The following is a 21690-nucleotide window of genomic DNA, read 5'->3' on the forward strand; positions in this document are numbered from 1 at the left end:
AAAGTAGCAAACCATCGCCTGTACGGCTGACCATCCCATTTGGGCTACAGCCTGCGTTCTCGCTCGCAGTGCCATTGAGCTGGAGATACTCCCCGACATAGGTACGGCCTTCAGAGAATAGGCTGTTACCTCTCATTTGCCCGGGTGTATAGACATTCTTGCCGGCATAGGCCCGGATCCAGTCGCTGTCAGTCATGTGCCAGCCACCGCCCCATTTCTCGCTGTACCAGCCGGTATCCCCACGGGTCCTGAACCAGCCCGTGGTATAGGTCTCCCCCGACATGCTGGCGGTGACGCCCTGGACGTTGCCACGCGCATACATCGAGCCGGTGGTTGTGTCTCCAGTGACAGCGACATTCCCGCCGACTGTGGCGCTGCCGTTCATGGACGCGTTGCCCTGCAGGTACATCGAGCCAGCCCGGAGGTCGCCGCCGGCGGTGACCGTACCATTGAGGTTTACGTTGCCCGTCGCGTTGACGTTGCGGCCAGCATTGACATCGCCGCTGATGCTAGCGGTACCGGAGGCGGTGATGTTGGCCGCATTGTTCAGGTCATTGCCGCCCATGTTGAGCGCAGTATTCATCCGATTTAGCTCGGGCTTTCCGGCGATGGCATTGCGGTAGAGATAGTCGTTGGCCAGGGTTCCATCCTGCAGGAACAGGGCACTGGCGGTGTGGCCCGCGCCCGGGTTGACTCCGTAATTGCTCAGCGCCAAGGACCAGCCACCCCGCACGCCCTGGACGATGCCGGTGTTCGCCACCGGTACGAAGCCGCCCGGGGCGCCGAGGTTTTCGGCGATCTCACGGGTGCCTATCTCATCGATGACCTGGCCACCGGTGGTGAGCACGATGGATTCGAGCTGGTTGGTCGCCACCCGCCTGGCCAGCACCACAAAGGTCTGGCCGAAGGCGTTGGCATCGGTGAAGCCAGCAGGGAGGTAGTTGGTGTTGCGCAGCATCGCTGGAGTAATCTGCGCCGGCGTCGTGGTGCCGGCCGCTGCATAGACCGTGGCGAAGTTGTCCTTCAGGTACTTGGCCGCGGCGTCGGCAACCTGCTTTTGCTGGTCCGCGGCGATCCGATAATTCTGAGAGTCCATCTGATTGGCTACCAGGACCGCGGCACCGGTCATGACGGCCGCCAAGACGATCAGGCCAAAGAGCATATCCAGGGCGATGAAGCCCCGCTGTGCGGCGTAGCGGCGTGAGATGTTCATCCCCAGAGGTCTCGTTTGAGTTGGTTGTCGATGTCCTGGTCCAGCTGCGCGATTTGCCCTGCACGAATCTTCTCGCGGATGCTGGGCCCGTCTTCGCCGGTGACCAGAAGGCTGCGCACCTTGAGGATGCGGCGGTCATTGCGGGTTTCCAGCGTCTGAGCCACCACCGCTACCAGACCCTGAGCCAGGATCTCGCGAGCGTTCTTGATCTCATTGCTGGCCAGAGCCAGGACCCGCTCCAGCGCCTGGGCGGGGTTGCCGGCATGGAAGGTGGTGGCGACGAAGACGCCATTGATGGCGGCCCGTACCGCTTGAACAGCGGTAGGGATGTCGCGGATCTCTCCGATGAGGATCATGTCGGCACCGGTGCGCAAGGCGCGCAGTAGCGCCTCCTCATAGCCCCCCGTGCGCCGGGATACCTGCATCTGGATGCAGCGACCCTCGCCGTGCAGACCATTGAGGTTGGTCTCGGCCGGATCCTCGATCGCCAGCGCCGTGCCGCCGCAGGCCTGCAGCCGTGCGGCGATCAGCGAGGCGGCGCTGCTGGTCTTGCCGGTACCCATCTCGCCGCAAAAGATCACCAGGCCGCGCACCTGGTCACTGAGCATGGCGGTGGCCAGCGATTCGGGAAACCCCAGCATGTGGAAGGGGCGGATCTGGGCATTGGATTTGCGGATGATGAAGACGTCTTCCGAGAAGGCATCCTTGATCTGCGTCACCCGCAGGACGATGCCGTCCTGGACCAGCGAGAACTCCGGATCGCCGAACTCAATCGACTTTGCCTGGCACTGCTCGCGCAGCGCCTGCAGCTCTTTGCTCCAGGTAGCCGGCGCAGATTCCCGCCGGCTACCGGAGCCGTCGAGGCCCTTCACGTCCGAGAAGTCCGGGCCAAGGAAGAGGTCGACGAAGTTGGCTTGCGTGATCAGGCTCATGCGAACTCAGTAAACCGTCCAGGCCACGACATTGCTGTCCTTGCTGCAGCCGCTGGTGGCGGTGCCGGGATCTACTTCGCCGGTGACTGCGGTACCGCCGTTGATGGCGGTGGTGACCTTAGTGCCGCGGCTGATCTTGGTGGCCAGGGTGACGCAGGCATCCTGAGGCAGCGCGTTCTCGGTGATAGTGAAGGTCATGCCGCTCGACACTACGGTGACCGAACCGCCCCAGGCGTTGTACAGGTTGCTGCCATTGACGCTCATGTTGGGCAGGCCCTTGCTGGCCACCAGTTGGGAAACCAGGCTGGTACCGGACGTCCCGTAGCCGCTACTGGCCTTGAGCTTGCGGGTATTGGCGATGAGGGTGCCGATGTTGGACTGCTCGTTGGTCACATCCTGGGAGCCCATGAGGCTGCCGCCGTTGTAGATGATGTAGCCCAGGGCGACCACGGCGATGATCAGGACGAACATCATTTCCAGGCTGAATACGCCACGCTGCCGGTGACGCGGCGGCAGGCGAAATGGCTTGGACTCGACCGTTTTGTGCGACGTTTCGACGTCCGTGGGAGTGAGGCTGGTGCAGGGTTGGCTCATGGTGGTTCCTTGGGTGGTGGGTCTAGTGGTGGAGGCTGGCAACGTTGCTCTGCAGGCTGAAGGCGCCGCTGACGACCAGGAGCATCAAGAGCCCCATGGCGATGGTCGAAAAGGTGAGAAACGCCTTGGTGTAGCGCTCCACCTGCTTGAGCGTCTGCTCGATCCAGCGATTGCTGAACCGGTGAATGGCTTCGGAGAAGCCCTTGCGGGTCGCCAATACGCAGAGGAACTGGACGGCGGTCTTATCGGGAAACTCGTGCCCAGCCAGACGCAGGGCCTCGCCGAAGTTCTTGCCCTGATTGACGCCGTAGATGGCCGCGATCAGCCGCTCACGCAGCCAGGGCGTGGCGCCGCGCTGCAGGGACTGCAAGGCCTCGATCTGATTGATGTTGGCCTTGAGCATTACCGAGATGTTGAGCAGGAAGGTGGAGCCGTGGAGGGCCTTGTAGATCGACCAAGGCGGTACGCGATCGAGCCTGACGCGCAGTGGTCCGGTCAGGTAGGGCAGTGACCCCATGGCAAAGATAATGACGCTCAGCACCACGATCAGGGTCAGCAGGCCCCAGTTATTGACGTAGCTGGAGACCTGATAGAGCAGGTAGGGGATGCCGGTCCAGCCCTCGGGGTTGGAGACCCGGGTCATGGCCGGGACCATGCGCGAGGCGATGACGTGGAGCAGATAGGCCATCATTGCCCAGAGCATGATGGGATAGACGGTCACGGACAGGATCAGGGATAGGATCCGACCGCGTGCCTCGATCATCTGCACGCAGTCTAGGAAGGCCTGCACCAAGGCACCCGACCGTTCGCCGGCGGCGATGATTGCGGTCTCTTGGTAGGGCATCCAACGCTGACAGGCATCGCCCAGGGACTTACCGTTTCGCACGGCCTGGCTGATGCCAGCCGTAGCCAAGGCGGTCGGGTCCCGGCGCTTTTTGCCGCCATCGCTGAAGATTGCGCGTAGCTCTTCCAGGGCATTGTCAATACCGACGCCGTTCTCCAGGAGCGCGCAGAGGCTTTCGTAGAACTGGATGCGCTCCTTGCTACCGAATTGCTTGGCGTACCAGGCATCGGCAAAGGTCGTCCAACTGTCCAGAATCCGGCTAAGCATTGGGCTGCTCCAGCACGAAAAGCTCGAGGTCCAGCGGCCCGATGATGGTCTCGGCCATCCGGGGGTCGATCAGCCCAGCAGCGACCTTGCCAATGGTGTGCTGGATCTTGGTGATCCCGCCCATGTCCTTGACCCAGTAGGTTTTCGCCGCGCTGGCACCCTGGTCGCGGAAGATCTGCATGAAGCGATGGTTGGGGATCAGAACCTCGGCGACGACCGTCCGCGAGGAGACGCCCATGTTGCGGCAGTGCGCACAGCCAGGACCCTGCAGCCTGACCTTCGCGGTATCCATGACCCGTTCCAGTCGCTCGATAAGGGCCGGGTTCAGCTGGTCGCGTTGAGAGGCCAGTGGCTGGGCGCAATGCGTACACAGCACCGGTAACAGCGACTGGTTGATGAGGCCTGACATGAGCGCAGGGTCTGTCACCAGGCTCGGGTCGGCGCCCATGTCGATGAGCCGCTGCAGGCTCGCCACCGCGTTGTTGGTGTGCAGGGTCGAGAAGACCAGGTGACCGGTCATGCCCCCGCGAAACGCTGCCTGGGCGGTGGCGAGGTCACGCACCTCGCCATACATGAGGATGTCCGGATCCAGACGCATGGTGTTGGTGATGGCGCCGTCCCAGGTTTCGGCATGGCCCAGCGGCGACTGGTTGGCCTTGATGGGATACTCAGGCGGGTCTTCGACGGACAGAATGTGGCGGGTGCCGTCGGTCTCGCTGTGCAGCTGATTGAGGGTGACCTGCAGGGTCTTCGATTTACCGGATCCGGTCGGACCGGTAATGAGGATGACGCCGTATGGAAGTCCGCGCAGTCGATTGAGCAGGGCGATCTGTTCGGCCAGAAAGCCCAGCTCATCCAGGGACTGCTTGGCTTTCTCGTCATAGAGCAGTCGCAGGACCATGAGCGGCCCTTCTACCAACGGCCGAGAGGCAACCCGGGCGCCGAAGAGGCCCAGCTGAGCCACGAAGGCGTGTTTGACCCGTGCGTCCTGGCTGATCTCGGGCTGGTAGTGTTCCTCGGCCACGTCGCACATGGAGTTGTATAGGGCTGAGCAGAGCTCGCGGCCCATATGACTCTGGATTTGACCGTACTCGGTCAGCAGGCCATGGATGCGAAAGAGGATGTGGGTGATCTCACGACCGACCACGAAGTGGACGTCCGACGCCCCACGGCTATGAGCTTCCCCGAGTAGGCGGATAACCTCTTGCTGGCGAGAGGTGCTGTCGAGACCGGTGCTGCTGCTGCCGCGGGTAGTATCGACCTGGTACAGCGCTTGGATCTCGCTCAGAGTACTGGGAACGACGCGATAGTCGAGGTCCGCACGATCCAGCTCGCCCATGAAGGCCATGACGAAGGGATCGCGGAGGTGCTGTCCTGACACCAGAAGCTGCGCATGGTCGCCAGGCCGTGCGCTTTCCACCAGAGCCAGGAGCTGACGCAGTTCCGGCTTAAGCGAGCCCCATAGGGCGCCTTCGGCGGTGAGAACGCGACGGGGCTGGAGCGGGAGTAGCTCGCTGACCAGCTCCCCAGCCAACCGTTGGCCAATAGCCTTGGCGTCGCCTTCCGTCTCGTCCGCAGCGGACACAACGTGATTGCTCGAACTCATCAAGGTCACCTCAGGGTTGAAGGGCGGTAGGCGCGGAGCCCGGAAGGGCAATGGGGGCTGGAGCGGGCACAGGCACCGGCGCTACCGGATTCATCGGTGTGACGGTCACTGGCAACACGGAGGCCTGACCCGCCGCGGCGGTGGCTACTGGATAGCTGGGCGCGCGGTTGGAGAACCCCAGCGGATAGCGTTTGCCGCCGCGAGTGAGCACTACGCTGTCCAAGGTCAGGTTGGCCACACGGTAGCCACCGGGGAGATCGGTCGACGCTGGGGAGGCATCGATCTCGAAGCCACCTGCGTAGAGCAGGGTGGCGTGCAGTGCTGTACCCGTGCCGTAGACCAGTTTCACCACCGGCAACTGCTCGACGGCACCGGTCTGCCCAATCGCTCCGCTCACCCGACTGGTGGGAGCGACAACAGGTTGCGGCAGGTAGCTGGGCTGCGTCGCCACCTTTGCTTGAGTACCGCCATCGTTAAGCTCACGCAGCGCCTTGGCGCGCTCACCCTGGGCCTTGTAGAGGATGGTTTCGCTTTGTACCCGGGAGAGTTCGCCGACGGTGATGCCGTCTGGGTCGGAGGACTTTGCCTCGGCAGCGATGACTGGGGCGGTCACTGCAAGCATCAGGGCGCCGAGCACGGCGAGGGAGAAGTCATTTGACATAGAGGTCACCGGTCACCGACCAGGCCAGCTGATCGCTCTGTAGAAGGGTCTTGATCTCGCGCAGTCGCAGGCCTTGGTGGGGCACGTCCTTGAGGACAATGTCCGGCGGTAGCGCGGTATTGAAGGTCAGCTCGAAGTGTTTGAAGTCCGGGGGCGGTGGCGCAGGGGGGGCCGGCTGGCCAGGCATGGCCTGAGGCGCCGGAATGACCACCGGGACTTCCTTGATGATCGGAGCCAAGCCTTGGCCATGCAGCCAGGAGGTCAGATCAGCCAGGGCTGGTGTGGCCTGCAGCAGCTCATCGTCGCCCGCCAATGGGGGCTCGAAGGTCAGCTTGAGGGCGGCGCCATTGCCTTCGTCAAAGAAGGCCGGCTCATCAGCGAAGTGACCACGCGTAGCCGCGACAAACGCTGAAGCCGTGCTGTTGCCGTCGCGCTTGTAGTTGGTGGACAGCAACACGCCATCGCATTGGGCCGAGGTGAACAGCCAGCCGGCGATGGACAGTGGAAGCCTATCGATAGCGCCGTTGCAGGTTAGGAGAAAGTCCGGCACGCCCGGGCGCTTCGCCCACGGGTGCTCCAGGGCTTGAATGGTCTGTTGCTCCTTGGAGCGCTCGTTGATCGCTTGCAGTTCGGCCTGACGCGCGGCCTCGGCCGCGACGGCGGCGAGTCGCCTTTGCTCGCGCTTATGCGCCTCCCACTGGCTGTAGCCGATAATCCCGGCCACCACGATGAGTCCGACGACCCCTACGCGAAGCCACTCGCCCTTGCTCATCCCGAAGGCAAGCGGTTTGAGGGCGTAGTCGCGCTTCAAATTGCCAGGCTGCAACAGCTCGTCAATGTCGAGCGGTTTGCCACCCAAGCCAAACTCTGTCGGCAAATAGGTCTCATCGAAGGTCAGGGCGCGGCTTTCGAGTTGGGCGACCTTGCGCTGAATCTCGGTGGCCGAGCCCACCAGGTCGTAACCGGGAATGACGGCGCCGTCGATCACGGCCACCAGTGCATAGCGAGGCTCATCGCCAGGCACCTGCCAGGCGGCCAGCCAGGATTGGCCCAACTGTCCGGCCAGCGCCGCAGCCAGCGAGTACATCCCCTTCATGGCCCCGGCGCTGCGCGCGACGAAGCCGGCCTGGATGACATTGGGTGTGCGCCGGATGGCGACGATGTCCATCTTATGCAGGCGCCCGTACTCGCGGGCTTCCTTCATGTAGCCGGTCAGACTGCCCAACGGATGCCATTGCAGACCGGAGACAAAGCTCTTGCCGTGGTAGCTCAGGATCTGGGCAGTCTGCGCCGGGGCGACCGGTAATGTGCTGACAATGGCCATACGGTCAGCCCGTCACGATTGGCGTGATCAGCACTACCAAGACGCTGTGCCCCGAGGTCCGCGTGCGGCTACCGCCCAGGCCCAGAAAGCCCGGGTCGCCAACACCGGTCTTGCGCGCATCCTCACTGAGCTCTTCGAACCCGGACAGGATCAGTGTCTGGCCGCTACGCAGCTTTACCTTGGGCGAAAGCGACTTGGCGTCATAGTCCGGCAGCTGGACACTGGAGCCGTTGCTGGTGAAGGTCTGGAAGGTCGGCTTGCTGCTCATGTTGATCGACACCATGAGCAGCATCTCGTCGTGCTCGAGCACGCGTGGCAGCAGGGTCATGTTGAAGCCGCTGGTGATGGTGCCGGGCGTGAGCGAGGTGCTGGAGCCAACCGACGCCGTGGACGTCGTCTGGCTGGAGGCCAGGTAACCCTGAACGTTGCCAATTTGAAGGGGCGCCGGCTGCAGGTTGAGGGTGGTAACCGACGGAGAGCGGACGTTCGAGACGCGACCTTGCTCGGCCAGTGCCTGGACGATGGCATTGGAGCCAGCCCAGGCAGAATCAGCCGTGTTGACGATCCCTATAGACGCCGAGGTCGCACTGGTGCTGATACCGGAGACGGTGTTGGAAAGTGAGAGCCCCCACTTGGTATTAAGCGACCTGTAGACCGCCGCCCAGTTGAGGCCGAGCTGGTCCGTGTCGGTCAGCGTGACCTCGAAGACCTTGACGTTGAACAGCACCTGCTGGGTGATGCTGCGGTTGGTGTTGTTGAGGTAGGCCTCGATCCGCGAGATCACCTCAGGACGGTCGGTGACGGTCAGGGTCCCGGTGGAGGGGGCCAGGTACATCCGCCCGGCCGGGGCGACGCTGAGCATCGCCTTCACGTTGTTCTGGATGTCCTGCAGGATTGAGGACTCCAGGGTGACGGTGGTGCTCTGGTTGCTACCCGAGTCGCCCGAAACACCGGAGCTGGTACTCGATCCGCCCGAGTTACTGCCGCTGGTACCGGCGGCGGTGGCCATCCCGGATTTCACGGTGCTGGCGATGACCTGCTTGTCGCCAAAGGACCAGACGTCGAAGACCCGCGTCTCGAAGTAGCTGATCCGCACGGCACGCTCGACCGGCGAGTAATGCCACCCCAAGCCCAGGCGCGCGGTGACCTCATCGAGCAGGCCGGAGGCCTTGCCGCTGTACTTGAGGCCGCTGACCTGGCTCCCGCCGCCCAGGCTGGTGGAGTCGGACGCGCGATACCCTAAGCCAGTAGCGCTCGCCGCGGCGCCCATCGTCGCCGGGTTGGTGATCACACCTGCAGGCAGCAGGCCTGCCAGGCTATCTGGGCTGGGATTGCCGATCGGCGCCGGTGCGGCGCTGGCTGATTGTGCGCTGGGCGCTGCGGCATTGGGATTGAGTGCATCGGGCGAGACCAACACGGCGATACCGCACTGGCTGGTGATGTACTGGGCAATCTCGGTGATGCCGACGCTACCGGACGGCCGATAGCTCAGCTCGCAGTCCAGCGCGGAGGGCATGCCACGTTTGGCCACCACCGGTTGTGTGGAGACCCAGGGTTTGTCGCTGAACACGACCGTCTCACGCTTGGGCTGTTGCTGCTGGTTGCGCAGCAGGGCTGCATATTGGCTGGCCATGGCGGCATCGTTCTCGGCGCGCTGAGCCGATTCGTCCACCCGCTGCACCGAGCAGCTGGCGAGCAGGAGCGCCGCGGCCAGGGCGCTCAGGCGAAGGGGGCGGGTCATGACTTCTTCCTCTCGGAAACATGAACGATGCGCTGGCTGGAATTGCCATCGACGATGAAGGAGCGGCGAGCGCCGTCGTAGAGCGGGAAAACCTGGGCAACGGCTTCGGCAAAGGTGCCGCGGAAGTGCAGGGCGGCCTCGATGGGGTAGTCCAGGTCATCGGGTTCCCAGACCACCTGCCAGCCGGCGCGCTTGGCCCAGGCCTCGACGGACTGCCGCAGGGTGCTGCCGAGGGGTGCATCCCAGGTCTGGGTCATAGCCGAAGCCGGTTCGGTCAGGCGGACCGAGGGCAGGGGATACGTGGCGGAAGGGGTTGAGACAGCAGTGGTTAAAGGCTTCGCTGCTGGTGTGGTGACCGCTACGTTCGTGGGCTTAGCCGCAGGTGCAGGGGCAGCAGGTTTGGCAGAAGTGCCCTTCGCCGAGGAGGCATTCGGAGATTGCCTGACAGACAAGGCCTCCCCAGGCGCATTGACCGGCGCGGATGTCAGCGCCGCGCCGGCGGGCACAGGTTTGACCGCTAGCGGGGTAGCGGCGTTCGTTACCGGCTTGGCCGGTTCGGTGTGCGTTTCCAACGGCTTAGCCACTGGTACGGTGGCGACGGTGACCGGCGAGCTGGACGGGGTTGGCGCTGGCTTCACGGCGGACGTAGAAGAAGCCGTTGCCGGCACGGCGGCGTAGCGCTGGCCTTCCGGGAGCTGGTAGCCCGGGCGGAGCACAAAGCAGACCGACCGCATGACCTCGTCGACCTTCACCTGCCAGGCGGGGCCGGCCAGCACCTGCAGGGTGTTGCGCAGGCTCATGGGCCCGAGCTTGTACTGGGCAGCCGGAAGCGGCCGGGTGAAGAGGATGTTGACGTGCCCCTGCTCAGGGCCACACAGGCTGTAACCGGAGCGGTTGACCACGTACTGCATGGCATCGCGAACGGTCGGCTTCATGTTGGCCGGAATGTTCACGTCGATGATCTGGGCCATCAGGTCCCGCTGCTCGGTCTCCGGCGCAGTGTTGACCAAGGTGTAGCGGCCGTACCGGACCTGGGGCTCTGACACAGCACCCTTCGGATAGAGATCGGGTTGTAGCAGCTCCGGATTACGCGAGCTGTCGGGGCCGGGTGCGCTGGGCGCAGGCTCCTGCTGAGCACAGCCTACCAATGCGACGGCGAAGGCGAGCGGCGAGAGGGTGGTGAGCTTCCAGATCATGTGCGGTGAGGCCCCGTTTCGTAGTGGGGCTCACGGTGCCAGTCACCTGTCTGGAAAGCAGGAGATAACTGTATCTGGAGCGAAAGAGGTTAGCGGCGGGCAAAAAAATCCCCCGCATCCGGCGGGGGTGAGCTCAGTTTGAAGCCAACAGATTTGCCAACCTGAAGGGGATGAGTGTGGAGCACTCAAAAAGACTGACCCAGCGAGGTGCTCGTGGTTCAACTACGGGGCAGCTGTTCACGGATCAACTGCAGCATGAAGTCCACGTACCCAGCATCACGTAGCCGCGGGACGTCGAGCTGCAGGGTGATAGTCTTGTTCGAATGCTTGGGCATCACACACAGCGCAGCTCCCCCATCGAGACAGACTGCGCTCATCAGGCAATTACAGTGTGGAAACTCGCGCTCCAGCCGGGCGACAAACGCCTGGGCTCTGTGCATGTCGTTCACGGGCATAGATCTCTGGCGAGTCGTTCCTGAGCCTTATTGACCGCGACTGGCTCGATGAGGTCCTGGGCAATCCGTCGCTTGTCCCGGAGCATCTGCCACAGCTGCAGATCGATACTGTTCTCCACCAGTGGGATCTTGACCACCACCAGCCGCCGCTGGCCATTGCGGTAGGCCCGATCTTCGGCCTGGTCCTGCAGGCCGGGCGTCCAGGGCAATCCCAGGAAGAACACGTAGTTGGCGGCGGTCAGGTTGTTGCCGGTCCCGGCCGCCGACGTCGTGCCGATGAAAACGCGGCAATCAGCGTCCTGCTGGAAACGATCGATCGCTCGCTGCCGCTTCGTCAGGCTATCAGTGCCCACCAGGGTGACGCATCCAAGCCCTGCAGCCTCGCACAGCTGCTGCAGCGTGGTAACCGTTTCCTTGTACTCGCAGAAGAGGATCACCTTGTCCTCGGGATCCAGTTCGCCCAGCAGCTCCATCACCACCGGCACCTTCACGCGCTCCAGGAGCTGGCGAAGCCGACCCAGCCGCGCGAACACCGGCTGATCGGCATTGCGGATGGCGTTGTACTCGGCGTGCTGCGCCTCATCGAGCACGACCGGTACGGTCTGCCGCTGCTTGCCCTTGAGGTCGGGCAGCACGTCCTTGCGCCGGCGTAGCATCCAGTCGCTGATCTCGGCGCGCAGCCCCTGGCGAAATTCGGAGCTGCCGGCGAAGCGCTCACAGAAGTCCTTGAGCGGCAGCTGCCCGATAGGATGGCCTGACAGGCGCAGCAGGGTGTGGAGCTCCGACTCTCGGTTGAGCACCGGTGTCCCGGTCAGCAGGTAGCGATTGGGCACCTTGGCAGCGATGTCGAAGCCGTTGCGCGTCCAGGCGGCCGTGGGCTCCTTCAGCCGGTGGGCCTCGTCGATGATCATCACCGCGAACTGATCGGCGAGCGCGACGAAGTCCCCCAGGCGCTCGTAGTTGACGATCACCCACTGGGCCTCAGCCTGATAGCGCTGCCGGGCGATTCGCGCGTCCGGATAGACCGCCAGGATCTCCCGCTCCCAGTTGATCACCAGGCTGGCCAGGACCACCACCAGGATCTGGTGGCCGGCGGACTGTATGCCGGCGGCGATCACCGCCTGGCGACTCTTGCCCAGCCCCATGTCATCGGCCAGCAGTGCGCTGGTGCGCTGCAGCAGGTGGCGGATCCCAGCGGGCTGGTGGGACATCAGCGAATACGGCTTGAGCTCGGCCTCGATGGCGTGCAGCGTCCAGCTGGTCTTGGCGATGTCAGGCACTGCGGCCAGGTAGACGTCCGCAGCACTGTCCTCGTCGACTGAGGCCGCGCTTCGCTCCTGGGGCGGTCCACCAATCGACATCGCGGTGACGTCACGGGCGGCGCTGACCGAGCCATCGGACAGCAGCTCCTGGAGCACGTCGAGCATCTCGAACTGCTCCTCGAGCAGTCCAAGCTCCAGGATCAGGTTGCTGCGCACGATCTCGGGCGAGGCTGGCACCCGCCATGCGCGGCTCGTGGACAAGAAAGCGCCGTGCATGCGCTTGGCCACGGCGACGCATCCCGGGTGATAGTCCCCGGACAGCACCACGCCGCCCCCGGACAGCGGCGCGATGCGCAGGCGCATGCCCCAGATGAAAAGGTCTCGCCGGGCATCTGCCTGGGCGTCGGCGATCTTGCGGCTGAATCCAGACCAGTCCTGAGCAAAGCGACCATCGGCCAGCTCACCCAGCTGGTGAAAGAGAACGTCCAGGTCTTCCAGCAGCCGCCGCTGAGGCAGCCGCCAATACCCGGACAACGGATGTTCGCCGCGGCGAATGAAGGTGCCGCCCCGGCCCGTCAGCAGGCGGTTGGCCCCCTCCAGATAGGGCATCTTGAGGCCAAAATCATAGCCGTCGAACACGGCGCGCTGCAGGAGCTGGGATGTGCCTGAGGTATTGCGAAGGGAGGGCCGCTTCATGCCGTGTGAGCCAGGCCGGCGACAGCGTCAGCAAGGCCCAAACGGTGCGTCAGCCACTCCCACAGGAATCGCTGATAGTGCATACGCCAGGCATCCTTGGCGAATCGACTCATGGTTTGCGAGACATCGGGCCATTCCAGGGTGACCGACAGTCGGCCACGCCGTAGGGCGGTCATGAACCAGTCGAACGCAACCCCTGCAGGCTCGTCACCTGCAATGGCCCGATTGAGGCGTCCGCGCAGCTGTACCACCTGTAGCTCGCTGGGCGAGCGAGTCAGCCGCTGCGTCTGGGCGCTCTTGGTGAGCCGTTCGAGGGGCATGACCAGCTCCGCCGAGGCCAGAGCGCGGCCTGACTCCCGGACGGAGAACAGCCGACAGGCGCCGGAATAGGCGCGATAGTCGTAGTTATCGATGCAATGACCCAGGGCGAGGTGCTCATTCATCAGGTCAGCAGGACACACCAGCTCCAGGATCTGCAGGCCATTCGGGCAATCGACGGTGCGCGACTTGCTCAGCAGCGGCGGCCAGGGAGTGTGCGCATCTGTCTCCCGAAGCGGACCTTGGCTGTCGGCAAACTCCCGGGCCCTGGTCATGGCCTCGTGGAAGTCACCCACCAGGCGGGCGATCTGGGCGTAGGAGCTACGTCCAAGAAAATCCTCAAGGCCCTTGGCGGCGCGCTGGGCACTCGGTGACTCATCACACACAGCGCTGAGCAGCTCCCTGACGTCCGTCAGCGTCGCGCGGATGCCTGGCCATCGGGGGTCATCCCATGCCGTCGGAGTACCGGCGAGTAGACGCGACCAGTCGATGGCACCAGCGGCGCTGTGGGGCACGCAGCGGTGCAGCTCATGGATGGCCCGCCAGTCACGGCGGTTTTGAGGTCGGCGATTGCCTAGTTGGGCGCCCACCAGCAGCCCTAGCCATCCCAAGCCACGCCCCTCCCGCTTGATGAGGCTGAGGGCGGTGCCGGCGCAGTTGGGGCGGACGCTTCCCAGAAAACGGATCGAGGCGCCTGGTGTCCCAAACACCCAGGCGAGCAACCGCACCAGAGGTAGCCCTGCGTCTACAGCAGCGCCAAGTAGCATCTCGCTTAGGGTTGAGTCGCTAGGGTGATAAAGCCGAAGCGATGCCTGTAGCTGCACTGGTGCATTAGCGAAGTGCCGGCGTCCTACAGGCCAGTCGTCGTCCTCGCACAGCACCAGTAGCGGCAGCAGGATCGGCTGTGACCGCAATGCCTGATGCCGTCGTTCGGTATTGCCCCGCGACAGCCAGTTGTAGAGTTCAGCCGAAGGGCAGTTCGCGGAGCGGATCGCGAACAGTCGCGGTTGATCGAGTGCCGCGAGAAAGGCTTTGAGCGCTGCGCCGATCTGTGTGAGGTAGTAGGCCGTCCGGGGACTGAAATAGCGGTTGTGCCTATGGCCATCGATGTCCCATGCCTTCCCGAAGGCCCCGAGATCGTCGCAGGCCAACTGCCTGGCAACCGATCGGCCTGAGTCGCAGAATGACGTCATCAGCGGCTGGAGCGGCCAGCTGATGTGAGGCAGTAACAGGTACCTGGCCAAGCGCAGGGCCGATTGCTCCGCCGGCTTTCGCTTGGGCATGCGGTCGATGGCCTTGACCTTCTTCGCCCGGATGCTGACCCCATCGTAGAGCTGCACCAAGTCACCCAGGCGAAGGATGGTGACCGGCCTTTCCCGGTCGGGTACCTGGACGCTCACACACCAGCAGCGAGTGAACCGCGTAGAGCGAAGGTAATGGTCGATAAAGGTGTCGCGCTTTAGGCCGTCGATCTTGAAGTGCGAGGCCCAGGTATGAGCAACGGCGAGCTGCCGCTCGCTGAACTTGGAAGCTCTGCATGCATTGGGGAGTTCACTCATCGGCAGGCCCGGAATACAGCCGATGGCAATACTCGTCCGCCCGGCGCTCGTCCTTGTCGCGCTCCCGATTATCGTCCCTGGTTGCTTCCCACATGACGCTGTGACAATGCCGATGCTGCTCACGGGCGAGCGCCTCGGTGATATGGGCAATGTCGTGTCGTACGTACTCGAGGTCAGTGCCTAACGCCGTCGCCTCGGCCTCGGACGTTTTCCGCCTGACCCAGGCTTGCATGCTCTTGAGCATGGCCTGGCAGTCATCGCGCGAAATAGGGTGCGTGCGCTGTCCTTCGCTGCGCGTCCAGTCGAGATCGATGCCGCCATGCCGCTGGAACAGCGTGAAGGTGTTTCGCGCGGCAAAAAATTTCAGGATATCGGGCGAGTACCAGGGATCGTTCTCACGGAAGGGTTTCAAGGGTGAAGGAGAAGGAGGCGAGGCCGGTAAGGGTGCTTTCGAGTGCTGGGGCAGCAGCCGCAGTGGAGTGTAGATCTGATGCCTGCCGGCAAGGCTCAAGCAAAGGGCGTCGACCTGGAGCTTGCCGGTTACTCGCCAGCCGCGATCCGCGAGGTCATCCAGGCGCTGGATGTCGCTGGTTTCGATACCAGGGCCGTAGTAGGCCCTGAGCAATCCTTCCGCCGCTTCCCAGCGATCACCATAGGTCAGCCGCTCATTGATGAGGTTGACTTGGTGTTGATTGATATTCCCGCCAAGGGCTTCGACGTACCACTCTTGGGCTTCTTTCCGCCGCCGATAATCCTGAACCTTCTGCCGTGTGAAAAGCAGCGCTTTCGCGGCTAGTTTCCATGTCCAGATACCTACCAACGCTCCCCATGCGACGGCTATACCGCTAAACCCGAGATTGATCAGGGATTGAACCTCAGTAGACGCGAAGTAGTTGTAAGGCCCAAGCACCCTTGCGGCGCTAGTCGCAAAGGCCGTGACGATAAGCAAGCAGAGTATTGTCAGAGGAGACATCGCGTAGACCTTCGTTCGAAAAGCAGAAAGGTCTAGGGTCGCGGTGAGTCAGGTGTCTGAGGAAGGTGAAACCCTATCCAGGCCCGAACAGGTTGACCTAGAAGTCAAAGCTCTGCTGCTGGGCTCGGGCATACCCCCGAAGCCATGAGGTCCGCAGGCCAGGACTTCGATAAGGGCAGGTGTGAATAGCGGCGCCGGTCCTTGCTGCTTCGGCGCCTTCACGATGCGCTCGGGCATGTGGGGCGTTGCTCGCGTGCGAGCAAGTGGTATCTATATCGGGGCGAGTTTCGACCGGCACGGTAGCTCCACGCTGAGCGAACTAAAACGAACCGGAGGATCCACGTAGGGGCGCGACAAAAATCGAGCTGCCGTGGGATCAGTGGAGGCGATACTCGACGTCAGTCAGGCATCTGCTCTTGCATTTCAACCTCGATCAATGCGTCGTGCCTGCGTTTCTTCCGCTCCTGATGGTCCCACTCCCAGTATGCCCGCTCGATCTGCATGCGCTCCATATTGAGCTCCTGAAGCCTGCGCTGCTCAAGCATGATTTCAAGATTTTTGTGGTCAATCCTCGCCTGAATATCATCCATTTTTGCGCGAACTTCGCGAATGGCATGCATGTGCTTGTCAAAGCCAGGATAGCTAGCGTCATCAGTCATAAGTGGCCCTCCGCGGTCCTCCAAGCTTCATAAGCTGCTGAGACTCAGCCCTTGCTGCCCGCTTGTTGAGCTGCCCGCTGCTTAGCCTTAGCCATCTGCTCAACTTCCCATTCCGCCATGGCTATCTTGGCCTCCATCAACTTGTCGCTCAACACGCGTCGCTTGCGGCGCTCCGAAGCAATCGTCTGCTCATGAAGTTCGATTCGTTCGTCTATGGCCTCTATCTCGATACAGATAGCGCGCAAGGCCGCAAATTGCTCTGCGAATTCAGCTTCGAACTCATGGTTTGACATATGCGTCCTCTGACACCCTACTCAGCATCTTAGCTGATTAGCTTTTGCGAGTTAGCTTGCACATCAGAGTTGATGCGCAGCTGAAGTGAGGCGGGGGGTGAGTTGAATTCCTCCAGCAGCGTCACGTTGAGGCGCGACCTATCATGGATGCCAAATCGCGGACAAAAAAAGACCCGGCAGTGCCGGGCCCAAACCGTGATTAGCCTGATGAGCAGATAACCCAAAGGTCCGACCGCAGGACCCCTAGATCTCGACCGATCTCGCGACCGGCTGACCTGATAGTATCAATTCTCATTCGCAAGTCAAAGCTGTTTGCGAGGTATTCTCACTAATCAGCTTCCTTCCCTGCGGTGACCATGGGTGCTGCAGGATCACGCTGAATGAGTGCAGCTATCCAGCAGCTTCCCGCAGGGGCGCAAATTTTTCAGGAGTTCTAATAGGGGATATCGTCGTCGAAGCCGTCCCCGGTGGGTGACGGAGCGCGAGCAGCTGCCGAACCAGTCGTGGCCGGGCGCGCCTGACTCTGCCCCGTGCTCTGGCCCATCGTGATGGACTCGATGCGTTGAGGCAGGAACGCAATCCGGTTGGCCTGGACCTTGATCGCAGCCTGTTCCTCGCCGTTGCCATCCTTCCAGGTATCCAAGACCGCCCGGCCGTCGATCAACACACGCATGCCTTTCTGGTACAGCCGGCTGTAGCTTTCCGCGTCGCGGTGCCAGAGCTCGACGTTGGCCCAGAAGCCGCCGCGATCCTCGTAGGAGCCATCTTGCAGGCGGATGCTGTTATCGAAATAGACGTTCAGCCGGAGCAGGTGCCGCGGATCCTGGTTGTCCTTCTGAAACCGCTTGTACTCGGGTGCGGAGCCGATGTTGCCTTCCCATACTACTGCTGTGCCCATGTCAGGCCTCCTGTTGGGATGCGGCGTCTTCGCCGCGGGATTGGATGATCTGTTGCAGCTGTTCGGTGTAAACGGCATCGGCCTGGGCCATCTTCTCGGCGCACTCGGCGGCCTGCCGGCCGATGGCATGGACCAGGCTGATCTGCATATTCAAAGCAATGCGCTGCAGCTCCATGGCGTGAAGGTCCTGGAGCAGTGTTTCGGTGACCAGGTCGTGGCGGCACAGGTCCGCCCAGAGCCCCACGCCCATCTTTCGTGTCCCACTCTGCTGCCAGCGCAGAAAGACTGGGCCCGCGGAGGTGTGCTGGTGGGTCATCCGAATCGGCAAGAGCGTGAAGGGGAAGCGATGGGCCTGCGCGAGAATCCGCTCCTGGGCCAGGGTGTTCAGGTCGGCTTCAAGGGAACGGCACTGCTCGGCTAATTGGTCCAGTGCTCCCTTACCTTTAAAGGGTTTTAAAAGCCCTTTGTAGAAGGGAGCGTGTTGCAGGTTCGCGAAGACATCCTGTTGCAGGGGCTGGAAGGCGGCCTGTTGCAGGTCTGCGGTTTTCGAACCTTGAGTGGACTGTTGCAGTGCCATGGCGATCAGGCCTCACTCATCTCGGGGACGGCTTGGGCGCTAGTCATAGCGCTCAAATGCTCATCCTCGTCGGCGGAGTCGCCATCGAAGCCCTCGTCGCCATTGCTGGAGCTGGCCGGGACATCGCCGGGACGCTGGATCGCCGGGGCGAACTTGCTACGGCGGGTCCCCTCCAGGACGTCCTTGGGCATCTCCAGGAAGCTGTACATCTGCTGGGCGTTGGTGGCGCGGGCATTGTTGGCGGCGATGTCGTCGCGCGACGCCCCGCTGTAGCCCTTGTAGCGCTGGCCCACGCCGTACAGGCGGCGAAGGACGGCAGCGCCTTCGTCCAGCCAGGCTTCCTTGGAGCCGTTGTCGATCAAGCCGATATGAGCGGCCAGAAGGATCCGGCGCACCAGCTCGTCATAGCGGGTGAGCAGGTACACGCCTTTAAAGGCCAGCGGCGAGTTCAGGTACAGCGGCAGCTTGAGCGGCTGGATCGACAGATTGGTCCCCACGTCGAGCTGCTTGGGCAGCATGGCCATGACCTGGTCCAGTCGCTCGTCGATCGCGGTCAGCTGCTGCTCGGACTCCTCGATCTTGTCCTCGATGATGAGGAGGAAGAGATCGGAGTAGGGATCGTCCTTGGCTGCGCCGGCGGAGATGCGGTTGATGATGTTGGAAAAGCCGGACAAGCCGATCATGCCGGGCTTGTTGTCGGAGCGCTGCCGGCCGAACCAGAGGCGGGAAGCATGATGGGTATGCAGGGTGAGATTGACGCTCGATCTGAGCGAGCCCAGGTTGAGCTGGAAGGTATCAGCCATGAGAAGGATTCCTTGGGTTGTGAGATGACGCTCGGGCAGGGTGCCGAGACTGGCGCTGGCGGGCAGCGGAAAACCGTATTTGGGTGCGAAGAGGTTGCTGGTGAGCTTTATGGATACCCAGCGGAGGCGTGATGCGCTGACCACCAATTGCCGGAGTGTTGCCAGTGGCAACAACCTGAAGCTTCACGGCTGCAGTGTTGCCAGTGGCAACACCCTGGAGCTTCACGGCTGCAGTGTTGCCAGTGGCAACACCCTGGAGCTTCACGGCTGAAGTGTTGCCAGTGGCAACACCCTGGAGCTTCACCGCTGGAGTGTTGCCAGTGGCAACACCCTGGAGCTTCACCGCTGGAATGTTGCCAGTGGCAACACCCTGGAGCTTCACCGCTGGAGTGTTGCCAGTGGCAACACCCTGGAGCTTCACCGCTGGAGTGTTGCCAGTGGCAACACCCTGGTGCTTCACGGCTGGAGTGTTGCCAGTGGCAACACCCTGGAGCTTCACGGCTGCAGTGTTGCCAGTGGCAACACCCTGGAGCTTCACGGCTGGAGTGTTGCCAGTGGCAACACCCTGGAGCTTCACCGCTGGAGTGTTGCCAGTGGCAACACCCTGGAGCTTCACCGCTGGAGTGTTGCCAGTGGCAACACCCTGGAGCTTCACCGCTGGAGTGTTGCCAGTGGCAACACTCATGGCCATCGAGGTGGCAGTTATGCGAATCAAATAATGATCGATCATTCAACGCCTCCACGCCCTATTAGCTTCCTGAGGCCTTTCAAGGCATCCCGTCCAGTCTGAGCATCGGCTACAGCTTTTGGCTGGACAGCGGCCGGCTCGAATCTCGGGATCGTCAGCACCGAAGGGGCCTGGGTGGGCATGGTTGAAGCGGCGGATTGAACTGCGGCGGGCTGCCAATCGGCGTTGAAGTCACCGGTCTGGGCCTTCTGGATGAGTTTCATCAGGTAGCCAAAGGGCTTTGCTACCTTGCCCGAGACGCAGCGGACGCCCCATTGCTTCACCAAGAGCACCCGTATGTCTGCGGGAACAGCCAGGATCACGAGCTGGGCTCGCTGTTGCTGCTCCGACGTCATCAGCTGATAGGCGCTAGGCCACACAAGATCCGCGTCTGCCTGCTCGCGCAGTACAGAGCTTTTAGATACATCAGTAGTTGTATTCGTATACGTACTAGATGAGTTCGGATTCCGAACTAAGGGTGAAACCCCCTGATTTTCACAGAGTTCGGAATCCGAACTGAGGCTCAAGGCCTGATCACCTATGCTTTTTTGACTGAGTTCGGAATCCGAACTCAGGTGATCCATAGCTGCCAAAACCGGAGTTCGGAATCCGAACTCAGCGGGTGGCGTCGCTGCACGCGCCGGATCTTCGAGTCCCTGTGCGCGGAAGCGCTCTCTGAACACCTCCACGCGAGTGGGTAGGTCCTGGGTCTCGCTGACAAGCATCTCGTCAAAAGTCAGGCCGGCGATCTCGCGGATTGAGCTGTTCGAGTGCTCGAGGCCGTTAGCTACTAGGGGGAGAAAATCTTGGTCGAGTTGTATGGCCTCGGAGTAGGCCACGGGCTCGTCGTGCAGGATGTAGATGTTGCCCTGGACCTGGCCGGTGATCGCGTCGCGAACGCGGCGGCCGAGGCTCAGCCAGCGAGTCAGGCGCAGTACAGTCAGGGCCTTGGCCACGGTCTCACGCGAAGCAGGGCGGCCCGGGTTGTTGCCCAGGTAGGGGCGCAGCTGGTCGTAGGTCGGGAAGGCAGTGACGCCATCACCGTTCATGAGCAGGCGGAACACCTGCCAGGCATTGCGCTCTAGGGGCGAGAGCCGATCATCGAGCAGCAGTCGACGAGGAACGGTCTCGTGAGGGTTACCACTGAAAACGATGCCGGCGAATTCCTTGGGTAGGTCTTCGCCGGTTTTTTGCTTGTAGTCGCGCTGGGCTTGGACATGGACGTTCAGGTGTGACGCTGCAACGTCCAGGGCGCGACCGAGTAGATGGGAGCCGCGTGGAGCAGTGGTTTTCACCTGTTGTCGCCTTCTGCCGAATCCAGCTCGATCAAGCTCATTTGCCCGAGGGCAGCGGACTGATCCTCTTCTTGCGCTTGGGGCAGGGCATCGTCGACGGCTTGCTCCTCACCGAGTTGCCGGTCTCGCCGCTTCCTCGCATCGGAAATCAGCAAGAGCGGTGCCCGGGCGATCTTGGGTGGGTAGAGGCCTTCGTTGAGCCAGGTCTGTACGAGATTCCAGATGAGGCCGAGGGTGATCTGGTCGTGCTTGTCCTTGATGGACTCGAAGGGGCCGTTAAACTCCTCGGTGATCATCATGCAGATGTCGAGCAGAGCGATGGCGTCCTTGTGATCCACCTCGTGAGCGTTCATGAGGTCGAGAAAGCGATACCAGACCTGATCGGTATCGTTGAGCCCTGCCACCCGGCCGGAGCGACCAGGGACGTTCAGAAGCTGGCGCACCACGCTGATCTCGCTGGGGGCCATGCCGAAGAACTCGCGGATCATCCCGTTGGTAGCGCCCAACTGGATGGCGCGATGCACGAGGCGGGTCTCGCGCTCATCGCGCTCGCAGTTCTCCAGGAGCTTTTTGACCATGTCGAGATCGATCTGGACCTTGCACCAGCGCGCCGGGGCATTTTTCAGGATGCTGTGAGCCTGGGGCTGACGCAGCAGGTTCAAGACTTCAACGTCCAGGCCAATGTCCAGGCAGCGCTGGACCTGGCCGTTGCGCAGGTGATGGAGGATCTGATCCATCAGCGCCTGGTTCATGGGGTTGTACTTCGTGGACATATGCGACTTCCTAATGCAGGTCCA

General features: G+C 62.4%; 21 protein-coding genes. All 21 read right to left on the bottom strand.

From position 1 onward, the window contains the following. The coding region (gene pilV / locus RND78_RS00005; RefSeq protein ID WP_312724987.1) for a shufflon system plasmid conjugative transfer pilus tip adhesin PilV at positions 1-1213 on the bottom strand (1213 nt) is incomplete at its 3' end. Further along, positions 1210-2145, bottom strand: a complete 936-nt coding sequence (locus tag RND78_RS00010) for an ATPase, T2SS/T4P/T4SS family (RefSeq protein ID WP_312724989.1) — start codon at positions 2143-2145, stop codon at positions 1210-1212. The genes RND78_RS00010 and pilV, both read right to left, overlap by 4 nt. A 6-nt stretch (positions 2146-2151) precedes the next feature. Next, positions 2152-2619 (bottom strand): type 4 pilus major pilin, encoded by a 468-nt coding sequence (locus RND78_RS00015; protein ID WP_177323760.1) that lies wholly within the window; start codon positions 2617-2619, stop codon positions 2152-2154. A 142-nt stretch (positions 2620-2761) separates the two neighbouring features. Then, positions 2762-3850: a type II secretion system F family protein gene (locus tag RND78_RS00020; RefSeq protein WP_312724990.1), complete on the bottom strand. Its 1089-nt coding sequence runs from the start codon at positions 3848-3850 to the stop codon at positions 2762-2764. Further along, complete coding sequence (locus RND78_RS00025; protein WP_409457006.1) at positions 3843-5435, bottom strand: GspE/PulE family protein; 1593 nt, start codon at positions 5433-5435, stop codon at positions 3843-3845. Before RND78_RS00025 ends, RND78_RS00020 begins: the two co-directional genes overlap by 8 nt. Positions 5436-5466: 31 nt before the next feature. After that, positions 5467-6117: a type IV pilus biogenesis protein PilP gene (gene pilP / locus RND78_RS00030; RefSeq protein WP_312724993.1), complete on the bottom strand. Its 651-nt coding sequence runs from the start codon at positions 6115-6117 to the stop codon at positions 5467-5469. Next, positions 6107-7441 carry a type 4b pilus protein PilO2 gene (gene pilO2, locus RND78_RS00035; protein ID WP_312724994.1) on the bottom strand — a complete coding sequence of 445 codons (1335 nt, stop codon included), beginning with the start codon at positions 7439-7441 and terminating at the stop codon, positions 6107-6109. Before pilO2 ends, pilP begins: the two co-directional genes overlap by 11 nt. Before the next feature lie 4 nt (positions 7442-7445). Beyond that, positions 7446-9182, bottom strand: a complete 1737-nt coding sequence (locus RND78_RS00040; RefSeq protein ID WP_312724996.1) for a PilN family type IVB pilus formation outer membrane protein — start codon at positions 9180-9182, stop codon at positions 7446-7448. Continuing rightward, on the bottom strand, positions 9179-10378 hold the full coding sequence (locus tag RND78_RS00045) for a TcpQ domain-containing protein (RefSeq protein ID WP_312724997.1): 1200 nt from the start codon (positions 10376-10378) through the stop codon (positions 9179-9181). Before RND78_RS00045 ends, RND78_RS00040 begins: the two co-directional genes overlap by 4 nt. Before the next feature lie 445 nt (positions 10379-10823). Continuing rightward, the gene (locus RND78_RS00050) at positions 10824-12791 is read right to left on the bottom strand and encodes a DEAD/DEAH box helicase (RefSeq protein ID WP_312724999.1); all 1968 of its coding nucleotides are present in this window, start codon (positions 12789-12791) and stop codon (positions 10824-10826) included. Next, entirely contained in the window at positions 12788-14668 is a 1881-nt protein-coding gene (locus RND78_RS00055; protein ID WP_312725000.1) for a hypothetical protein, read from the bottom strand. Before RND78_RS00055 ends, RND78_RS00050 begins: the two co-directional genes overlap by 4 nt. Continuing rightward, positions 14661-15641: a hypothetical protein gene (locus tag RND78_RS00060; protein WP_312725001.1), complete on the bottom strand. Its 981-nt coding sequence runs from the start codon at positions 15639-15641 to the stop codon at positions 14661-14663. Before RND78_RS00060 ends, RND78_RS00055 begins: the two co-directional genes overlap by 8 nt. A 97-nt stretch (positions 15642-15738) precedes the next feature. Next, positions 15739-15939: a CrpP family ICE-associated protein gene (locus tag RND78_RS00065; protein WP_312725003.1), complete on the bottom strand. Its 201-nt coding sequence runs from the start codon at positions 15937-15939 to the stop codon at positions 15739-15741. Between the two features lie 100 nt (positions 15940-16039). Beyond that, the gene (locus tag RND78_RS00070; protein WP_312725005.1) at positions 16040-16300 is read right to left on the bottom strand and encodes a hypothetical protein; all 261 of its coding nucleotides are present in this window, start codon (positions 16298-16300) and stop codon (positions 16040-16042) included. 44 nt (positions 16301-16344) lie between these two features. Then, the gene (locus tag RND78_RS00075; RefSeq protein WP_312725007.1) at positions 16345-16593 is read right to left on the bottom strand and encodes a hypothetical protein; all 249 of its coding nucleotides are present in this window, start codon (positions 16591-16593) and stop codon (positions 16345-16347) included. 433 nt (positions 16594-17026) lie between these two features. Next, positions 17027-17491, bottom strand: coding sequence for a single-stranded DNA-binding protein (locus tag RND78_RS00080; protein ID WP_312725008.1), 465 nt, complete (start codon positions 17489-17491; stop codon positions 17027-17029). A 1-nt stretch (position 17492) separates the two neighbouring features. Beyond that, positions 17493-18068: a DUF3158 family protein gene (locus RND78_RS00085; RefSeq protein WP_312725010.1), complete on the bottom strand. Its 576-nt coding sequence runs from the start codon at positions 18066-18068 to the stop codon at positions 17493-17495. A 5-nt stretch (positions 18069-18073) separates the two neighbouring features. Further along, positions 18074-18871 carry a PFL_4669 family integrating conjugative element protein gene (locus tag RND78_RS00090; RefSeq protein ID WP_312725012.1) on the bottom strand — a complete coding sequence of 266 codons (798 nt, stop codon included), beginning with the start codon at positions 18869-18871 and terminating at the stop codon, positions 18074-18076. Continuing rightward, positions 18864-19601 (bottom strand): hypothetical protein, encoded by a 738-nt coding sequence (locus RND78_RS00095; protein ID WP_312725013.1) that lies wholly within the window; start codon positions 19599-19601, stop codon positions 18864-18866. Before RND78_RS00095 ends, RND78_RS00090 begins: the two co-directional genes overlap by 8 nt. Next, positions 19598-20893, bottom strand: a complete 1296-nt coding sequence (locus RND78_RS00100) for an STY4528 family pathogenicity island replication protein (protein WP_312725014.1) — start codon at positions 20891-20893, stop codon at positions 19598-19600. Before RND78_RS00100 ends, RND78_RS00095 begins: the two co-directional genes overlap by 4 nt. After that, the gene (locus tag RND78_RS00105) at positions 20890-21666 is read right to left on the bottom strand and encodes an STY4526/YPO1902 family pathogenicity island replication protein (RefSeq protein WP_312725016.1); all 777 of its coding nucleotides are present in this window, start codon (positions 21664-21666) and stop codon (positions 20890-20892) included. Before RND78_RS00105 ends, RND78_RS00100 begins: the two co-directional genes overlap by 4 nt. Positions 21667-21690 lie beyond the last annotated feature (24 nt).

It is taken from the genome of Pseudomonas oryzihabitans (genome assembly GCF_032027545.1).
GTDB classification, from domain to species: Bacteria; Pseudomonadota; Gammaproteobacteria; order Pseudomonadales; family Pseudomonadaceae; genus Chryseomonas; species Chryseomonas oryzihabitans_F.

What these genes read in the sequence shown, in the direction of transcription:
- RND78_RS00010 (WP_312724989.1), bottom strand. Translation starts at nt 2,145, where the DNA reads ATGAGCCTGATCACGCAAGCCAACTTCGTCGACCTCTTCCTTGGCCCG.
- RND78_RS00015 (WP_177323760.1), bottom strand. Translation starts at nt 2,619, where the DNA reads ATGATGTTCGTCCTGATCATCGCCGTGGTCGCCCTGGGCTACATCATC.
- RND78_RS00020 (WP_312724990.1), bottom strand. Translation starts at nt 3,850, where the DNA reads ATGCTTAGCCGGATTCTGGACAGTTGGACGACCTTTGCCGATGCCTGG.
- pilP (WP_312724993.1), bottom strand. Translation starts at nt 6,117, where the DNA reads ATGTCAAATGACTTCTCCCTCGCCGTGCTCGGCGCCCTGATGCTTGCA.
- pilO2 (WP_312724994.1), bottom strand. Translation starts at nt 7,441, where the DNA reads ATGGCCATTGTCAGCACATTACCGGTCGCCCCGGCGCAGACTGCCCAG.
- RND78_RS00040 (WP_312724996.1), bottom strand. Translation starts at nt 9,182, where the DNA reads ATGACCCGCCCCCTTCGCCTGAGCGCCCTGGCCGCGGCGCTCCTGCTC.
- RND78_RS00045 (WP_312724997.1), bottom strand. Translation starts at nt 10,378, where the DNA reads ATGATCTGGAAGCTCACCACCCTCTCGCCGCTCGCCTTCGCCGTCGCA.
- RND78_RS00050 (WP_312724999.1), bottom strand. Translation starts at nt 12,791, where the DNA reads ATGAAGCGGCCCTCCCTTCGCAATACCTCAGGCACATCCCAGCTCCTG.
- RND78_RS00055 (WP_312725000.1), bottom strand. Translation starts at nt 14,668, where the DNA reads ATGAGTGAACTCCCCAATGCATGCAGAGCTTCCAAGTTCAGCGAGCGG.
- RND78_RS00060 (WP_312725001.1), bottom strand. Translation starts at nt 15,641, where the DNA reads ATGTCTCCTCTGACAATACTCTGCTTGCTTATCGTCACGGCCTTTGCG.
- RND78_RS00070 (WP_312725005.1), bottom strand. Translation starts at nt 16,300, where the DNA reads ATGACTGATGACGCTAGCTATCCTGGCTTTGACAAGCACATGCATGCC.
- RND78_RS00075 (WP_312725007.1), bottom strand. Translation starts at nt 16,593, where the DNA reads ATGTCAAACCATGAGTTCGAAGCTGAATTCGCAGAGCAATTTGCGGCC.
- RND78_RS00080 (WP_312725008.1), bottom strand. Translation starts at nt 17,491, where the DNA reads ATGGGCACAGCAGTAGTATGGGAAGGCAACATCGGCTCCGCACCCGAG.
- RND78_RS00085 (WP_312725010.1), bottom strand. Translation starts at nt 18,068, where the DNA reads ATGGCACTGCAACAGTCCACTCAAGGTTCGAAAACCGCAGACCTGCAA.
- RND78_RS00090 (WP_312725012.1), bottom strand. Translation starts at nt 18,871, where the DNA reads ATGGCTGATACCTTCCAGCTCAACCTGGGCTCGCTCAGATCGAGCGTC.
- RND78_RS00095 (WP_312725013.1), bottom strand. Translation starts at nt 19,601, where the DNA reads ATGATCGATCATTATTTGATTCGCATAACTGCCACCTCGATGGCCATG.
- RND78_RS00105 (WP_312725016.1), bottom strand. Translation starts at nt 21,666, where the DNA reads ATGTCCACGAAGTACAACCCCATGAACCAGGCGCTGATGGATCAGATC.